General features: G+C 61.5%; 11 protein-coding genes. 2 read left to right on the top strand and 9 right to left on the bottom strand.

Annotated elements, in window-relative coordinates; translation table 11 throughout:
- Positions 1 to 15 precede the first annotated feature (15 nt).
- The 9 genes from tssA to RMET_RS03160 all read right to left on the bottom strand — a co-directional run bounded on the left by tssA (position 16) and on the right by RMET_RS03160 (position 14186).
- Positions 16 to 1587 (bottom strand): type VI secretion system protein TssA, encoded by a 1572-nt coding sequence (gene tssA, locus RMET_RS03200; RefSeq protein WP_011515491.1) that lies wholly within the window; start codon positions 1585 to 1587, stop codon positions 16 to 18.
- A gap of 147 nt (positions 1588 to 1734) precedes the next feature.
- Entirely contained in the window at positions 1735 to 5082 is a 3348-nt protein-coding gene (locus RMET_RS03195) for an ImcF-related family protein (protein ID WP_011515490.1), read from the bottom strand.
- Between the two features lie 65 nt (positions 5083 to 5147).
- The gene (locus RMET_RS03190; RefSeq protein ID WP_011515489.1) at positions 5148 to 6425 is read right to left on the bottom strand and encodes a hypothetical protein; all 1278 of its coding nucleotides are present in this window, start codon (positions 6423 to 6425) and stop codon (positions 5148 to 5150) included.
- The gene (locus RMET_RS03185; RefSeq protein ID WP_011515488.1) at positions 6392 to 6646 is read right to left on the bottom strand and encodes a PAAR domain-containing protein; all 255 of its coding nucleotides are present in this window, start codon (positions 6644 to 6646) and stop codon (positions 6392 to 6394) included. Before RMET_RS03185 ends, RMET_RS03190 begins: the two co-directional genes overlap by 34 nt.
- A 96-nt stretch (positions 6647 to 6742) precedes the next feature.
- Positions 6743 to 8041 (bottom strand): SEL1-like repeat protein, encoded by a 1299-nt coding sequence (locus RMET_RS03180; RefSeq protein WP_011515487.1) that lies wholly within the window; start codon positions 8039 to 8041, stop codon positions 6743 to 6745.
- A gap of 3 nt (positions 8042 to 8044) precedes the next feature.
- The gene (locus tag RMET_RS32015; protein WP_227874062.1) at positions 8045 to 8248 is read right to left on the bottom strand and encodes a hypothetical protein; all 204 of its coding nucleotides are present in this window, start codon (positions 8246 to 8248) and stop codon (positions 8045 to 8047) included.
- Positions 8242 to 9549 (bottom strand): SEL1-like repeat protein, encoded by a 1308-nt coding sequence (locus RMET_RS03170; protein WP_011515485.1) that lies wholly within the window; start codon positions 9547 to 9549, stop codon positions 8242 to 8244. Before RMET_RS03170 ends, RMET_RS32015 begins: the two co-directional genes overlap by 7 nt.
- 3 nt (positions 9550 to 9552) lie before the next feature.
- Complete coding sequence (locus RMET_RS03165) at positions 9553 to 11520, bottom strand: phospholipase D-like domain-containing protein (protein WP_011515484.1); 1968 nt, start codon at positions 11518 to 11520, stop codon at positions 9553 to 9555.
- Positions 11517 to 14186, bottom strand: coding sequence for a type VI secretion system Vgr family protein (locus tag RMET_RS03160; protein ID WP_011515483.1), 2670 nt, complete (start codon positions 14184 to 14186; stop codon positions 11517 to 11519). Before RMET_RS03160 ends, RMET_RS03165 begins: the two co-directional genes overlap by 4 nt.
- A 289-nt stretch (positions 14187 to 14475) precedes the next feature.
- Between RMET_RS03160 and tssB the strand changes: the two genes are divergently transcribed.
- Together tssB and tssC are read left to right on the top strand one after the other, a co-directional pair.
- Positions 14476 to 14991 carry a type VI secretion system contractile sheath small subunit gene (gene tssB, locus RMET_RS03155; protein WP_011515482.1) on the top strand — a complete coding sequence of 172 codons (516 nt, stop codon included), beginning with the start codon at positions 14476 to 14478 and terminating at the stop codon, positions 14989 to 14991.
- Positions 14992 to 15016: 25 nt separating this feature from the next.
- On the top strand, positions 15017 to 16594 hold the full coding sequence (gene tssC, locus RMET_RS03150; RefSeq protein ID WP_011515481.1) for a type VI secretion system contractile sheath large subunit: 1578 nt from the start codon (positions 15017 to 15019) through the stop codon (positions 16592 to 16594).
- Positions 16595 to 16660 lie beyond the last annotated feature (66 nt).

Genomic DNA, 16660 nt, shown 5'->3' with positions numbered 1-16660 from the left:
CAGGATGGATACGCTTTAGGTGATGGCCACGGCGCGGGCAGGATCGATGGCGGTCAGGTCGCCGACCAGCGCCTCGATGCGCCCGCTCAGGGCTGCCTTGTCCGCGTCCTTGCGGGTGAGGCGCACCCTCAGCAGGCGCAGCAGATGCTGCTTGACCTCGAACGCGAGGGAGGGCTCCCAGTTGGCCAGTTGATAGCGCTGGGTGCCGGTTTCGAGCGCGGACAGCAAGTGCAAGGCGGTATCGGCCCGGTCGACGCGCTCGGCCACACGCGCCATCACCAGTTGCCGCACGAAGCGATCGCGCTCGCCAGCCGGTGCCGGCAACCCCTGCAGCCAGGCAAAGGCAGCCTCCAGACTCTGCTGTGCGGCGAGGTCGATCGCCTGCGCTTCCGTTTCCGCCAAGTCGGCACTCACGGAGGCAACCGCAACCGGCGACACGGATTCGCCGCGCTCGATATCCCGCACGGTGGCGTAGCGCGCAATCCATTCGAGCGTGGCGTCGTCCGCAAACGGCGTGCCGTCCGAGAAGGCAAGCTGGTCCAGGCCCGGCAGACGTTCCAGCATCAGGGCGCAGTCGGTGGCCAACAGGTCGCGCACGCGCGCGTAGGCGCCACCGGCATGGTCCTGCGCCATGAACGCGTAGTACTGCAGGTCCAGCCAGAAATGATTGGCGCCCTCGGCGAAGGCCGGTTCGATTCGGTCGAGCAACTCCGGCCACTGTTTTTGCAGCATCAGCCGCTTGATTTGCGCGCGTAGTTCGGCGCGCGGGGCTACCAGGCGGGTCCTGCCGCTGGCTTCATGCGGCGGCGCCTCGGTAAGGGTGTCCCAACGCACGCAGCGCATCAGCCGATAGGCGGCGAGATAGCCGTCAGGCTGCTGGCGCAGGAACAATGCCATCTGGCGCGCCCGATCCAGCAGGTCGCGCGTGGAGGTCACCTCTCCGCCCAAGAGCGACGCCGTGGCAAGGGCTTTCGGAGCAGCGATGTTCCCCTTACCTTCCGCTGACGACGGCGTTTCGACCCGTTCCTCGAACCAGCGAAACAGCGCTTCGAGCGCCGGACGGGCCGGCTCGGGCCACTTTCCGATGCCCTCCAGAATCAGCGCCATCGCCGACAGCGTGCGCTCCAGCGGGCCACCGGCGAATCCCTGCACCCGGTCAAGCCGATCGGTGAAGGTGGCACCGGCCAGCCATTCGAGTGCGGCCTTTTGGCTTTCCGCGCGGGCTGGTAGCAACTTGGGGCCGAAGCGATCGATCAGTGCCGCCAGTAGTTCGAAGCCGTCGGCGATCCCTTCCGCACCGTCGCGTCTCATACGGCCATAGATGTAGTAAACCGCCAGGCGGACATCCTTGGCGCTGGTCTTGAGCAAGCGCTCGGCCGACTCCACGATCAAGGCATCATTGATATCCGAGCGCTTGGCCACTTCCTCCTTAATGGCGAGGAAGTCATCCTCGTAACCCGGGTCGTCTCCGACCAGTGCCTCCTGACGGATCGGCTGCAACAATGGCTCCCACCGGGCCAGCGTGGAGCGGGCCAGATCGGCGGGGGCGCGCGCGCCGAACAGCGCGTTGAACAGGTTATTGAACATGCGCTTCCTTCACGTGCTTTACGTGCGCGTTGACTCGCACGGTCAAAAGGTCGAGGCATAGGCCGAAGCTTCCATGGCCGGCGTCAGGTGCCCCTGCGGAGAACGGACATGGGCGAAGTGTGATGACCCCGATCATCCTCGTGGTCATCACACGCCTCCGCGTTTAGCATTCCGTGCTGCGGGCGAAGGCACATCCACTGCTGCGCCGCCTTTGCCAACCAGGAACACGCGCTGCGGCAGCTTGAGACCCCTCAGGGGCAGCAACTCCAATACCCCTTGGCCAGCCTCGCTACGCATCAGGAAGCGAATCTCGTAAGGCGCCTTGCCAGACTGCGCGTCGGTGGATTCTTCCAAGGGGCCACGTGTATCCGGCACAGCAGGCCACGTGATCTGCACCGTGGCGCTATCGATCGGGACAATGTGGCCGTGTCCGATCATGCGCAGCAGCGCAAAGCGTCCGCCATATTCATAGTTCTTGTTGGTGCCTGCCTTCTCGGTTTGCCATTGCAGAAGCGTGCCCGGGTCTTGGAGGTTGCTCGCAGGCCAGGTCATCCGGTTCCAGGTTTCACGCTGGTTGTAGTAGTGCAGCTTCTGCCCGTCGATGGTGAGCTTCGTATCGGTGAGTCCCGGCGTCGCGATCGGCTTGAGTTCGAAGCGGTACTGCGGGTCCCCTTGAACCAGCATGTGGGCGCCGATGCGCTGCAGGATGTTGATGGTCTTGAGGAATTCCGGGTCAAACGTGATGCCACGCGCGCCAGCGGCAGGCATCCATTGATCGCCTTGCAACTCCAGCACCCCCGCGAGCTGGGTGGCCAGGAACGTCTGGATCGTGCCGCCCTGCGGACGCAGGAACTGCGCGAGTTCTGGCAGCGAGGCGTCGTTGGTCGTGTTGGCGAATGGATAACGCCCGGCGAAGATCCGATTCCACTCCGCCATAATGAACCGCTGCCAGACGTCGTTCAGACTGGCCTGTGCCGGCAGCACGATGGCCTGCGTCGCCTGCGCAACCGGACGCACAAACAGCGTTTCGCCCATGCCCGCCCATTCCGCGCCGAGGCTCGCCGCTACCAGTTGCGCGTACGCCTGCGTATCGGCCAGATCCGAACTCTTGCCCTGGAACATCGCCTGCGCCATCTGGCGGGCCTGGTCATCCGCGTCGGCGCCGATACTGACCTGTTGCAGGCGCAGGCGCAAAGCCGTGATCCGGTCCAGATACCGCTGCAGACTCAGGTCGTTGTTGCCGCCTTGCCCTGCTTGACCGGGCTGTCCCGCCAGGCGCAGTACCGGGCCAAACGCGGCGTCCAGCGGGCCAGCCGGGGCCGCCTTGGCGCTGTTGGGCGCATCGTCCTTCTTGCCGAGGATGTCCTTGGCCTTGTTCACCAGTGTGTCCGACAGGGAAGTCTTCTGCACACCCGCACCACCCTGGTAGGCAAGCGACTTCATCAGCGCGATCGCCGGGGATTGGCGCGCATCGGCCAGTAGCTTGAGTTGATCGATGGCGGCGGGCAAGGTGGCCGCTGACTCCCACTGCAGGCTGTTCATGAAGTCCTGCCAGTGCGCGGCATACTCGGCGAAGTACTGCTCGGTCAGGGCCGCGCGCAGTTCGTCAGCGGATTTGGTAGCCGTGACGGCAGCCACCTGGCTGCCGGTCAGTACCCAATCTGCGGCGACATCGCGACGCGTGGCGGCGGCGTCAATCGCATCGGCCACATAACCTTCGTACGCCTGGCGCGTAAAAACACCCGGTACAGCGGCGGCGGATCGCAGCAGGCCGCGCGCATCCGTACCAGCGGTCAGCGACGGCAGCGTCAGGTCCGGATACTTGTTGCCGGCGCCATTCAGGATGCCCCGGTACAGCGTCTCCTGGGCACTGCGCGCGCCGATGACCGCCAGCAGCGTCTGTCGCGCACCGGCCACCAGTTCGGGGCGCGGCTCGATCTTCCAGTCCGGGTTGGCCTTCAGGTGCTGCGCGTAGAACTTGAACAGGCGCTCGGCCAGAGCCTGTTTTTCTCCCGGTGTGATGCGGGCTTCGGTGGACCAGTCGTGCGGGAGACGCCCGGCAAGGAAATCGGCCTCGGTGCGCTCCGGATAGGCCAGCATCAGGTAGGCTTTGAGGTCATCGCGACCGCTCAGCGCCCACTGACTGGTCTTGTCATCCAGCGTCGTAGTCTGCAACTGGCCGAGGTCCACCAGCGTCGCCTCCAGATTCTGCTGCACCGGCGTGACAAGCAGCTCACGGCTGGCCTTCACGTAGGGCTGCCACAGTGCGGCCAGCACATCGGCGTCGCGGTTCAGGCCGAAGCGGGTCAGCAGCGGCGCGTGCTGCTGCGTGCGGTATTCGTAGCGCTCGATCTGCTGCTGCAGGGCCAGCAGTGCATGCAGGCGGGTGGCGGGGTTCCGTGCCGAACCGATTTCCGTGACAGCTTGCTGCGCAGCATAAACATCCCGGCTGTTGAACCAGCCTGATGCCAGCATGCCTGCGAACCACAAGCCGACTGCCACCAGCGCGAATCCAACGCACACCGTCATCGGGTGCCAGCCGATTCGCTTGCCGGGCTGACGGCGAGCCGCCTCACTTAGGTAGCGCCAGTGCGGCAGGTCGGCACTGCCTGGCATCTCGGGCTTAGTGCTTGTCCCCGAAGGGTATGGGGCAAAGGCGATGCCACGGACGGCAATTTGGCCAGCAATCAGACCGGCAGTCCATTTGGCCAGCGCCTTGCTACGGGTGTCGAATCGCTGGGACAGTCGAGCCTGATAGGGATAACGATCTTCCTGGGTGAGCTGGTCCAATCCGCGCCGCGCCAGCTGGTTGCGCAGCAATAGCAGCGCTTCTTCGATGGCAGACGCATCTGCCTGATTCGGCAGTGCACAAACGATAATCGGCGCGTCGCTGCTGACGGTAGGATCCATTCCCGCCACATCGACCACATAGACCGGCGCTGCATAGCGCAGTATCTCGATGATCCGTGCTAGGCGAATACTGTAAGGATGCGTGCCACGGCGTGGCATCGGGAGATCCGCCGCGCCATCGGTGACGACAATCACCGCGTCCACCGGTCGGCGGCGGCGTAGCTTGTAGAGTCGCTTAAGCCAGGCAGTATCTGGCTGGCCCTCGTTGCTGGTCTTGCTCGAAAGCAGCAGCGCGTCGCATGTGTCGAACCAGCCCGCCTCCTCCAGTTCCGGCAGTAGCCGACTAACAGCGGCATCGTTGCCCGTCACCAACAGACGCGGTAGCCGGCGGCAGCGGTGCTCCCGCAACGCCAGCTTAAGGTTCGCATACTGCAATGCCGCGAGATTTATCTTCGACCCAGCGCCCTTGCCGACACGCGCGGCCGGGTCGCGCTGATGCCGCTTCCGTTCATTCGAGCGACTCGCGACAGTTTTCCAGGCGGCGGCGATCGGGCCACGCAGTAACACTGCCGCCAGGCCAATCAGTGCCACGAGTTCCATTTGCTTCCAGGCTGGCTCGCTTCCAGTGCCATGGAAATACGCCATGGAGACCAATGCCGCCGCAACGGCAAGGACCACGATCCTGTACCCCCAACTCTTCGAGTTTTCCATCAAGTCGTTTCCAATTCGGCTTGGCTGTCGGTGGGACGTACCACCGCCAATCGCAGTGTGTCTTCCTGGCAGGCAATCAACTGCGACGCATTATTTTGCTGTGCGTACTCCACCGCGAGTGCCGTAGCGAACCATGACGCCGCAACGCCAGGGTTACCAAGCGCGGCATCAATGTCATGGATGCCGCTCAAATCATCAGCTTCTGCCGCTTCGAGCGAAACCTCCGATGCGCTCTTGAGCAGTGCAGCCTTGTCCACCTTCGACAGGCTGGATTGCCAAAGCTGATGAAGCTCGTTGGGTGGCGTTCTGCCTAATAGAGCGACAGTCCTCAAGGATTCGGCGAAACCGTCGGTTTCACATGCCACTGGGCGATGCAGCATCGCAATGGGCAAAACGTCACGCCGCTGCGCCATCGGCGGCCACCCGAGCAACAATGCGACGGCGACCTCGGCGCTATTTGCTGGCGGCTCGTCATTCAGTTGGAGCGCCACAAATAGCGTGAATTTTTCCAAGGCAGGTCCGCCGTACTCATCCAGCCAGGTATCCAGCGCCATCAGACCTGCCCCGTCAGGCAGCAACCTGGCCTTGGTCGGGCGAAGGCCACAGTCATCCCAGCATGTAGACCAAATCGTCAGGAGTGGTTCTGAATCCGCATCACCCGGCAACTGCAATTGCACGTCGAAAGGCACCCCGGATGGCAAGGCGCACAATGCATGGTCGAGTTTTGCCAGAAGCGCCCGGAATACCTGCCGGTACCGGTCAGTGCCCTGATACTCTTCAGGTAATGCCAGTCGAGTATGACGAATCGGCGCCATGTCTCGCTTCGGCGCGCGTGCCTCAAGGGCCGACTCTTTCTGAGCAACTCGTCCTGACACCCCACTCGAGCCCATCCCACACAGGTACGCGATCCCGATCACGACCAGCGGCTCGCTGCCGAAGGCAATGGCTTCTTCACGATCAGCTTGTAGGACTTCCTCTTGGGCCATCAAGTAATTACAAGCCTCCTCGTAGAAGTGCAGGCGAAGTCCGAACGCAACCGCACATGCCAAGGTTGGATAACCGAGAAGCTGCATCCAGAAACGCGAAGTGCCCGTAGACTGCCCCTTGGGCCATGTCAGTAGCGTCCAGACAATGCCTGCAGCAAGACAGACGACCAGCAGCACTAGCCAGACCCATAGATTGGGCGGCTTTGGTGCCCCCTCACCTGAGGGCGGTTCAGGCAACTCAATGGGCATCGTGGCGCTCAGATAAGGCTCGATATCAGCTTGCAGCCACACGTGGCGCGATAGCCATGGCGCGCGAGTGGCCTGCCACTTTCATCCTTCATGGATTCATCACCGTCAATGATCAGATTAGGAAGCACGTTGGGGTGCTTGGGGCACGACACCCGGTCGCCCTTACGGGCCAATGGCCGGCCGTCATAGTTCATCGTGGACGAAGCCGTGATGACCTTCCCCCCGTGGTCGGTGCTGTCACCCAGGCGAACGAAATCGGGCAAGTCATTTCTCCTAAGTCGTAGAAATCAAGGCCCACGGCGCAGGCATGGGCTGATCCAGCACACCGAGCGGCATGCCATCTGGCATTGCAGTGTTCGTCAGGCCTGATTGCTGTAGGCAATCAGTTCCCAGGTCACGTCAGCGGATTGCTCACGCATTCCCAGCAGGGAATCCATCCACGCAAAGGGGCGCGGATCGTAGGCCGTCAGTGGAGGCAGAATGTCCCCCTTCTCGAACTCGCGCCTGGAGCCCGAGATGCTGGCGGCGCCTCTGACGCACCACAGTCCGCGTTGCGGACACTGCTCGCCCGTACTCGCCTCAGTACCGAGCGGCAGCGACTTCTGCTCCGGCGCCGAGGTCGCCGTCTGCGCGGTCTTTGCTGAAGTGGTCAGCGGCAGACCGGTGGCCGGATCAAGATTCCTGGCCTTGCTCAGGCGGTTGATGAGTTCGTCCGATGGCTTGTCGGGCGGGACCGCGGCATCCTGTTCCTTCTGCCACTGGAAGGTGCCGTCCCAGGGCGGCAGCTTCGCAGGGGGCAGTGGGACGATCTGATCGATGTCCGGCACTTTGGGGTTACGGCCGTCGTTGCGTATCAGGAACCGCCAGATCAGCTTGTAGCGCCGCGACCGTTCAGGATCGTTTGGAAGGGCGAGGTAATTCAATCCGTCCGAGGGAGGGGGGGCTTTGAAGCCATGTTCCAGAAATGACGCAGACATTGAATCACCCGCTATCACGCCCTCTTGGAATGCCTTCACCGCGTCGGAATAGACGCCATCAATCTGCAAATCAATACCTAAGGTATGAGCCGCACCTCCATGTCCTTGATCGGTCGCACACTGTCGCATTTGCCTGGCGATTTCCGGCGCCTTATCCCGGGGAGCTAGCAGCTTCCCGACGTAGAACTGCGCATCCGCATTGCCCAGATCGGCAGCCTTGCGGAAGTAGCGCAGCGCCATCTCCTTGTCCTGCTTCAGTCCATATCCCAGGTTCAAGTAGTAGCCGATGTCGTAGTAGCCCGACGGCACGCCCGCATCGATCAACCGGCTGGCCAACGCGACGCTCTCCCGCTGCGGGAGCGGCGATGACGCCATGCCTTCCGAGACCAGCTTCTGCAGGTTGCTGTTGGCCTTGTAATGCCCATGAGCCGCCGCGATCCGGTAGTAACGTGCCACGTCATCGAAGTCCTTGGGTCCCTCGCGCTTCTGCAGATGGCGGGCATACTTGAACAACGCATCGGCCTCCGGATCAAGCGGCGGCAGATGGTCCGCCTCGCGGACGCAGGTAAAGGCCAGATTGGCGCGAACGGTGGCCAGATCGGGGACGGTCGGCATAGAGGTTTCCTTGGAACACGCGGTGAGCGTGAAGGCCGCCAGCAGTACGGCCAGTGCGATGCGCATCGGTCAGTCCTTGTAGGTCCGCTTCGGGTCGTCGCGGTGGAATTCGATCAGAGAGGCATGGGGCGCTTCTTTCCCGGTCTTCTTGCGTCTCGCGTTCTCTCCGATGATCTTCCCCCACTGCATAAATGCCTTCGCCGGATCATCGTGATCGCCCATCCCCTTCGTATGGTCATGCCAAAGTTTCCGGCGCAATGGCCGCGTCACCACGTCGTTCTCGTGGCTCTGTAGGCAATGAGTTCCCAGGTCACGTCAGCGGATTGCTCACGCATTCCCAGCAGGGAATCCATCCACGCAAAGGGGCGCGGATCGTAGGCCGTCAATGGAGGCAGAATGTCCCCCTTCTCGAACTCGCGCCTGGAGCCCGAGATGCTTGCGGCACCTCTGACGCACCACAGTCCACGTTGCGGACACTGCTCGCCCGTGCTCGCCTTAGTACCGAGTGGCAGCGCCTTCTGCTCCGCCGCAGAGGTCGTCGTCTGCGCGGTCTTTGCTGAAGTGGTCAGCGGCAGGCCGGTGGCCGGGTCGAGGTTCTTGGCCTCGCTCAGGCGGTTGATGAGTTCGACCGATGGCTTTTCCAGTGGGACCGCGGCATCCTGTTCCTTCTGCCACTGGAAGGTGCCATCCCAGGGCGGCAGCTTCGCCGGCGGCAGTGGCACGATCTGGTCAATGTCCGGCACTTTGGGGTTACGGCCGTCGTTGCGTATCAGGAACCGCCAGATCAACTCGTAGCGCCGCGAGCGTTCGGGGTCGTTTGGAAGGGCGAGGTAATTCAATCCGTCCGAGGGAGGGGGGGCTTTAAAGCCATCTTCCAGAAATGACGCAGACATTGAATCACCCGCTATCACGCCCTTCTGAAATGCAGCCACCGCTTCGGGGAAATGCTTCTTACCACTTAGATTGACGCCCAGCGTACCAGCTGCCTCGCCGTGTCCCTGCTCCGTCGCGCACTGCCGCATCTGCCTGGCGATTTCCGGCGCATTATCCCGGGGCGCCAGCAGATCGCCAACGTAAAACTGGGCGTCGGCGTTGCCCAGATCGGCAGCTTTGCGGAAATAACGCAGCGCCATCTCCTTGTCCTGTTTGAGTCCATATCCCAGGTTCAGGTAATAGCCGATGTCGTAGTAGCCCGACGGCACGCCCGCGTCGATCAACTGACTGGCCAGCGCGACGCTCTCCCTCTGTGGGAGCGGCGATGACGCCATGCCTTCCGAGACCAGTTTCTGCAGGTTGCTGTTGGCCTTGTAATGCCCATGAGCCGCCGCGATCCGGTAGTAGCGCGCTACGTCATCGAAGTCCTTGGGTCCCTCAAGCTTCTGCAGATAGCGGGCGTACTTGAACAACACATCGGCCTCCGGATCAAGCGGCGGCAGATGGTCCGCCTCGCGGACGCAGGTAAAGGCCAGATTGGCGCGAACGGTGGCCAGATCGGGGACGGTCGGCATAGAGGTTTCCTTGGAACACGCGGTGAGCGTGAAGGCCGCCAGCAGTACGGCCAGTGCGATGCGCATCGGTCAGTCCTTGTAGGTCCGCTTCGGATCTTTGCGGCTGAACTCAATCAGCGACGATTCTGGGGCGTTCCCATTGTTCCGATTATCTGCATTCCGTCTGATGATCTTCCCCCACTGCTTGAATGCTTCCGCCGGATCATCGTGATCGCCCATCCCCTTCGTATGGTCATGCCAAAGTTTCCGGCGCAATGGCCGCGTCACTGCCTCGTTCTCATGGCAGATGTTCAGTTCGCTGTCGCCCTCCATGCTGCGCGTGTTGATATTGGCCGATCCCAGCGTCATGAAGACATCGTCCACGATCATCAGCTTGGCGTGGATATACACGTCCTGCCACTTGTCCGGCGGCGAGTCGGGTGCTACGAGGGTGCAGATGTGGACCTTCAAGCCGTCAATCGGTGCAGGCAGGACAGCATTGGGTGGCGCCTTCATCTGCGCCTTTACCTCCGCTTGTTTCGCGCGGGCCTGCTGAAGCTTCTCTTCGGCTCGAGCCAGCAACTTCTGCACATATGCATCGCCGAGATGGGTGAACTGATACACCCTGGCAACCGCTCCCTGGGCTTCCCTCGCTTGTGCTCTGGCCGCGTCATACTGGCGCTGCAGATCGGCCTGGCGAACATCTTCCTGCTCCAGCTTCGCCACGCCCGGAATGACTTCGGCCCGTCCCAGCGCGTTGAGCATGCGGTAGGTGTTGACCGTCCCATCGCCCATACCCTCGTCGCTGGAGTTCGTGATCACAAAGAGATGGATGGCCCCGTGTTGACCGGGGTCGCGCCCCCACTGGATTTGCTTCTTTACCGCTTCATTGATCTTGTCCGCCAGGGGCTTGAACCGAAAGTACTGATTCTCGATATAGATGAACTGCGTCGCATTGTTCACCGCCTGGAGATACATTTCTTCGATGTCCTGCTTGCCGTTCTGAGAGTGTGTGCGCAGCACCTGGGCCATCACCTTGTCGCCTAGCGACGGTAGCATTCTGAGACCGGCTGCGGCTGGCTTGCGCGCCTTACCCAGACCGGCGCCAGTTTCCCGATCCCACGCTTCGCAAAAATTGTCGTTGAGGTATTGGAGAATTGGGCCGGTCACCCGGCTTGAGATGTCGTGCCTCGGTGTCGCGCCATTGCGACCAAGATACCCCCACGGCATCTTGGCCGCACTGTGGTCATCGGTGTCCCAGTACGGGTCCAGCATGTTGTGTCCCATCACGTATCCAACCGCCTTGTTCGGGACCTCGTAATCGACCAACACCATTTTCTGGTGATGCGTCGGCGCGGCAAGGCCCATGGCCGCCCCTCCGGCAGCCTTGTTGCCCGCGCCGCGCTGCTTGTCCGCACCGAACAGGCTGGTCCTGAAGGCAATCTCCAGCCGGCTCGGCAAATCGAAGTCCCGCGTCATGAACTCGACATTCTTCAGCGCCGCCAATTGCCAGACCGAGGGGATGTGTCTGGCAATGACCGATGGGTCCATGACCACATTGCGAAACGTCAGCCTTCTCGGATCTTTCTGCGCGACCGACCAGTACCACCAGCGATCGAAGTCCTCGGCATGCCTGCTCGGGTGCGGTCTTGGCCTCATGTGAGCGGCGGGCCGGTGTGGCATGTTTGGCTCGGGGCCGAATCTGTTGTTGATTTCCGGTAGGCCAAGCACCTGCCCACCCCAACACAGCAAGCGCACCTTAACGCCGCGCTTGCCTACGTCCTCCAGCAATTCGCCAATGCATTTTGTTCCCTGTCCGCCTGCGCCACGCTTGAAGAACATGGACGGCTGGAAACCCCAGCAGATGATGTCCACGCTTTTCACGGCAAGGAAAATCGCGTCGTAAATGTCACGAAATGCCGTCTCGCCGTTCACCAGCGGCTTGAAGGTGGCGGGCGCTGGGTTGTACTCGGTGCACTGGACGAACCACGGCAGGGTGATCGTTGCACTGCGCGTGCATGACAAGGCAATAGGTACGGTAATGAAGGGTTGTGTCATGCTTCCGATTCCGGATTGAACGTCTCGTGGTAAGCCCGCCGATGGGCTGCCCGGTCAGCTGCAGCACCGTCGCTGCCGTGCGCGGCCTCGTGAAAATGAATGCCTTGATTCGCCAGCTCGCCGTTCGCGGCATCGCCCCGATAATCGTCCGCAACCGGCAACGTGTACTTGGCACCGTTGGCAAGCTCCAGTTGGTACGCCTGAGTGGTGGGCAGGTGATCCACGGGGATGAAGCCAGTTCCATCCATCACGCCTTGCTTGACCACCGCGCCCCCCGCCAGCAGCTTGTACGGCATCCCGGCCGGCAGCGTATTGCTGGACGCCGGTGAGGCTGCGGTATTGAGCATCAGAAGCTGCTTTGGTAGCCCGCTGTTGAGCGCCGTCGAAACCTGCATGGATGCCGCGCCTTTCTTATCCCACGCTGCGCACTTCTCGTAGATATCGCCCGGCGTACCGTTCTCGATGCGCTCCGGCGTGATGCGAATGTAGGAGCCCCCTACGCCAATCCATACTTCTGTCTTGGCCGAAAGAATCAGCTTGCCATCGACACTGATGACTTTCAGGTCCTTCAGCGCCGTCAGGTTCAACTCGTCGCTCTGCGCCTGGATTTCGACCTTGCCTTTGGCCGCAAAGAGCTTTATCCCGAGCTTCTGCACAAAAAGAGATATCCCATTGCCTGCGGCCACCGCAAATTGACGCAGAACGCTGATGTCGGCATTGCCGCCTGCCGTCGCGATCATGTTGTTGGCAGCACTGAGTTGCAGGTCTGTACCGGACACCAGCGCCATGCCAGCGGGCGCACTTGCAAGCAGGCTTGCCGCTTTCAGTTGCTTCAGCGAGGCATTGAGCAGTGTCTTCTGCCGCTCGCAGTCCGCCGCCATCGCCTGGGCTGCCTTGGCAGTGTCCGCCAACGCTTCACTTTGCTGCAGCGCCTGCTCCAGCAACCACAATGCAGACTGCATGTCCAGGTGCTGCCCGTTCGCGCCCGGCTGATCATCCGCCGACAGGAACAGCCCCTTGCCACCCCGGATCGCGCCCCAACCTGAGGTTCGCAACTCGAACCCTTCCCCACGCTTTTTCTTCTTGTGATCGACCAAGTAGCCGAGGTTCAACTGGGTCTTGCCACCGTACTCCGTGGATAGCTTGACGCTCTCCTGCCCCTGCCAATCCTCGAAGCGCAGCTTGTTATTGGCCTGCGTGCGGAAGACGTTGCGTGACATCCACCGGTCCTGATTGGTGATGTGATCGGGCTGCAGGCTTGCGTGTAATGCGGCACTAATAAAGGGCTTGTTGGGATTCCCGTCATGGAAGGCAATCGCCACCTCGGTACCGTCAATCAGCGGAAAGTGAAATCCTGTCTGCAATGCCCCGGCAAACGGCTTGGCGAGGCGCAGCGGCACGCTCTCGCCGCCCTTGGGCCACTCGTCAAAGTCGAAGTCGAACCGGACGATGTAGTGCCCGTCCTGCGTCAGGTACGCATACTTGTACTGGCCTGGCGACGTGATCCGGCCACTGAGCGCTCCGGCAATGCGCGGCCATTTTGACTCGTCCATCGGCAGGCGGAAGCGCCGGTCGCAAGGAATGGCCTTGTAGGTATTGCGGTACGCTTGATCGCGGGCGCCGGTGTGGATGACTTCAGTGATGACCTGCCCATTGGGCGCGTCCGGCAAGGTCGTGTCGATGCGCAAAATGCGCGCCGGACGCAATGCCAGCACGTTACTTTGACCCGCGTAGGTCAGCTGCCAAGCGATAGCCGCTTCGTGCCGCAGTTGCGCTTGCCATTTCGCGCCGGCCTGGTCCAGGTGATGCGTGCCGTAGACGTAGGGCTGGCCGTAGGTCGTCTTGTCCTTGTAGGCGATGTTGGCCTCGGCCACTTTTCGTTCCCACGAATCAGCCGAGTTGTAGTCCGCCACCTTGACCGACGCCGGCACCGTTATTGCGTGCGTCTGGATTTCGTAGACCGCTTCCAGGCCCGACTCAAGGCCTGCTGTTTCGCGGTAGGGCACACGCAGCTCGGGCTGGTAGATGTAGTGATCGATGTCGTCCCCGAACACCACCATCTCGCCGAACTTGCCCGGCGTGAAATAGCAGTACAACCCTTCCTGTTCCATCAGCAGCCGGATGTAGTCCCAATCGGACATCTCGTACTGCATGCGAAAGGCGAGCTGCGGATAGGTGCGCCGGGTCTTGAAAGCGAACTGATGCCCCTTCAACTCATGGCCACGCAGGATGGCCTCGATAATCTGTGGGGCAGTCTTCTGCTGGTAAATGCGGCTGCGCTTCGTCAGCCTCAGCCGCGCGACCTGCGGCACCACGACCATCTCGTACGCGCAGAAGTCACGGGTCTGGCGGGTCTTCGAGAACCCTGAAACCCAGCCCGCGAACTTGCGCGGCTCACTGTCCTCGCCCGCATCGATGACGAAGGTGGCGTCCCGGTTCAGGTACTCAGCCCGGCCCAACTCCAGCGGATGTGTCAGGCGTACCCGGACTTCATAGGGCTCGCCCAGGCGCTCCACTGCCTCGAAAGACACCACTGACAACCCAGCGGCGCTGGCGGACCCTGGCACCTCGAGGAAGTACGCCTGCCGCCCGGTAACCGTCACGGCCACCGCATTACGCAGCGCCTCCGCTCCGTACGCCTTCAGTCCATCCAACTCACCCGCCATGCTTCCTGCTCCGTTGTCAGCGTGATCGAACCAACTGCAAGGAGCCAACATCTAGCGCCGATGTGCGCTCCCGCGCATCGAACGCTACCGACAAATTGCGGTACCGGGAATGCGATTCCAGCCTCAGTTGAGCGCAAAGCAAGGTCCAGTGCAAAACCGGATAAATGCGATTTCCCTGCCGACTGGATTCCACTACCCTGCCCGCCGGATCGTCATTCCCTGGTTGCACCAACCTTCAGAGTTAAAGATCGCTTAATTGCGAGTTTTTGCGAATTAAACAGGATTGCATATGGCCGAAAGTTTTCAGAATGAAGTGCCCAAGGCACGGGTCAACATCAAGCTCGACCTGCATACGGGCGGCGCGCAGAAGAAAGTCGAGCTACCCCTGAAGCTGCTGGTGATGGGCGACTACAGCAACGGCCAGGAAACACGAGCCCTCGCTGAGCGCGAGAAGGTGTCGATCAACAAGAACAACTTCAATTCCGTCCTCGCCGACTTCAACCCGAAGGCTCGGATCGCGGTCGAGAGCACCCTCGCACGGGATGGATCGGAGCTGCCGGTCGATCTCGACTTCAAGTCCATGGATGACTTCAAGCCGGAAGTGGTCGCGAGCCGCGTGCCCGAGCTGCGGGCCCTGATGGCCGCACGCAACCTGCTGCGCGACCTCAAGTCGAATCTGCTCGACAACGCCATGTTTCGTCGCGAGCTCGAAAAGATCCTTAAGGACCCTGGTCTGTCCGAGCGCCTGCGGGCCGATCTGCAGAAGATCAGCGAGGCTGCACCGGCCTCCCAGTCTGCCCAGTAACCCGACTTCTTGAGGATTGAGCCCCATGGCCCAGCATGAAATGTCCCCCCGCGCCAACAGCGAAACCGACACCGTCGTCCTGGACGCGCCGGGCAAGAGCGTCTACGAGTCCCTGTGCGAGAAAATCAACCTGACCCCGGTCAAGGCGACGCGCCCGATGGAGTCGTTCCAGAGCGCCGATGCACTATCCGAATCGTCGCTGGATGAGCGTGTCGCCCAGGCGATGACCGTGTTCCTGAAAATGATCCAGGACTCATCGCAACAGGTCGATCGTCTCGACAAGAGCCTGCTCGACTTCCATATCGCGCATCTGGACCAGCAGATCAGCCAGCAGCTGGACGCGATCATGCACCATGAGACGTTCCAGCAGATCGAATCAGCGTGGCGTGGCCTGAAGTTCCTGGTTGACCGGACGGACTTCCGCAAGAACGTCAAGATCGAAGTGCTGGATGTGTCCAAGGACGCGCTGCGCCAGGATTTCGAGGACACCCCAGAGCTCATCCAGAGCGGGTTGTACCTGCACACCTACATTCAGGAGTACGACACACCGGGCGGTGAACCCGTCGGCTCGATCATCTCCAACTACGAGTTCGACCGCAGCCAGCAGGATATTGTCTTGCTGCGCAATATCTCCAAGGTGTCCGCCGCCGCCCATATGCCGTTTATCGGCTCGGTGTCGCCAAAGTTCTTTGGCAAGGACTCGATGGACGAGGTAGCCAGCATCCGCGATATCGGCAATTACTTCGATCGCGCCGAGTATCTGAAGTGGAAGAGCTTCCGCGATTCGGATGACGCCCGCTATATCGGCCTGACCCTACCGCGCTTCCTCGCGCGCTTGCCCTATGGCCCGGATACGGTACCGGTACGCGCCTTCAACTACACCGAAGCCGTCAAGGGGCCGGATCACAGCCGCTATCTGTGGGGCAACGCCTCGTTCGCCTTTGCCGTGAACATGGTGCAGAGCTTCATCAAGAACGGCTGGTGCGTGCAGATCCGTGGCCCGCAGGCCGGTGGTCTCGTCGAGGATCTGCCGATCCACCTGTATGACCTGGGCACCGGCAACCAGGCCAAGATCCCGACCGAGGTGCTGATCCCGGAGACGCGCGAGTTCGAGTTTGCCAATCTCGGCTTCATCCCGCTGTCGTACTACAAGAACCACGACTTCGCGTGCTTCTTCTCGGCCCACTCGGCCCAGAAGCCAGCGCTCTACGACACCAAGGAGGCCACGGCCAATAGCCGCGTCAATGCACGCCTGCCGTACATTTTCCTGCTGTCACGCATCGCCCACTACCTGAAGCTGATTCAGCGCGAGAACATCGGTACCACCAAGGATCGGCGCGTGCTGGAGTTGGAGCTGAACACCTGGATCAAGACGCTCGTCACCGAGATGACAGATCCGGGTGATGAACTTCAGGCCTCGCACCCGCTGCGCGAAGCCAAGGTAATCGTCGAGGACATCGAAGACAACCCGGGCTTCTTCCGCGTCAAGCTCTTCATCGTGCCGCACTTTCAGATCGAAGGGATGGACATCAATCTGTCGCTGGTCTCGCAGATGCCCAAGGCGAAAACTGATCGACTGCTGTCGGCTTCGACGGCGATTTAGACAGATCGCAGACATGTCGTAGGTCTTGCCGCACGGTAGCTATGAATCACCGTGCGGCGTCTCCCA

It is taken from the genome of Cupriavidus metallidurans CH34, from assembly GCF_000196015.1.
Lineage (GTDB): Bacteria > Pseudomonadota > Gammaproteobacteria > Burkholderiales > Burkholderiaceae > Cupriavidus > Cupriavidus metallidurans.
Note: the sequence above shows the minus strand (reverse complement) of the source record. Positions and strands in the feature narration are given on the sequence as shown.

Coding starts and splice junctions, on each gene's coding strand:
- RMET_RS03165 (WP_011515484.1), bottom strand. CDS start 11,520: ATGACACAACCCTTCATTACCGTACCTATTGCCTTGTCATGCACGCGC.
- RMET_RS03160 (WP_011515483.1), bottom strand. CDS start 14,186: ATGGCGGGTGAGTTGGATGGACTGAAGGCGTACGGAGCGGAGGCGCTG.
- RMET_RS03195 (WP_011515490.1), bottom strand. CDS start 5,082: ATGGCGTATTTCCATGGCACTGGAAGCGAGCCAGCCTGGAAGCAAATG.
- tssA (WP_011515491.1), bottom strand. CDS start 1,587: ATGTTCAATAACCTGTTCAACGCGCTGTTCGGCGCGCGCGCCCCCGCC.
- RMET_RS03180 (WP_011515487.1), bottom strand. CDS start 8,041: ATGCGCATCGCACTGGCCGTACTGCTGGCGGCCTTCACGCTCACCGCG.
- tssB (WP_011515482.1), top strand. CDS start 14,476: ATGGCCGAAAGTTTTCAGAATGAAGTGCCCAAGGCACGGGTCAACATC.
- tssC (WP_011515481.1), top strand. CDS start 15,017: ATGGCCCAGCATGAAATGTCCCCCCGCGCCAACAGCGAAACCGACACC.
- RMET_RS03170 (WP_011515485.1), bottom strand. CDS start 9,549: ATGCGCATCGCACTGGCCGTACTGCTGGCGGCCTTCACGCTCACCGCG.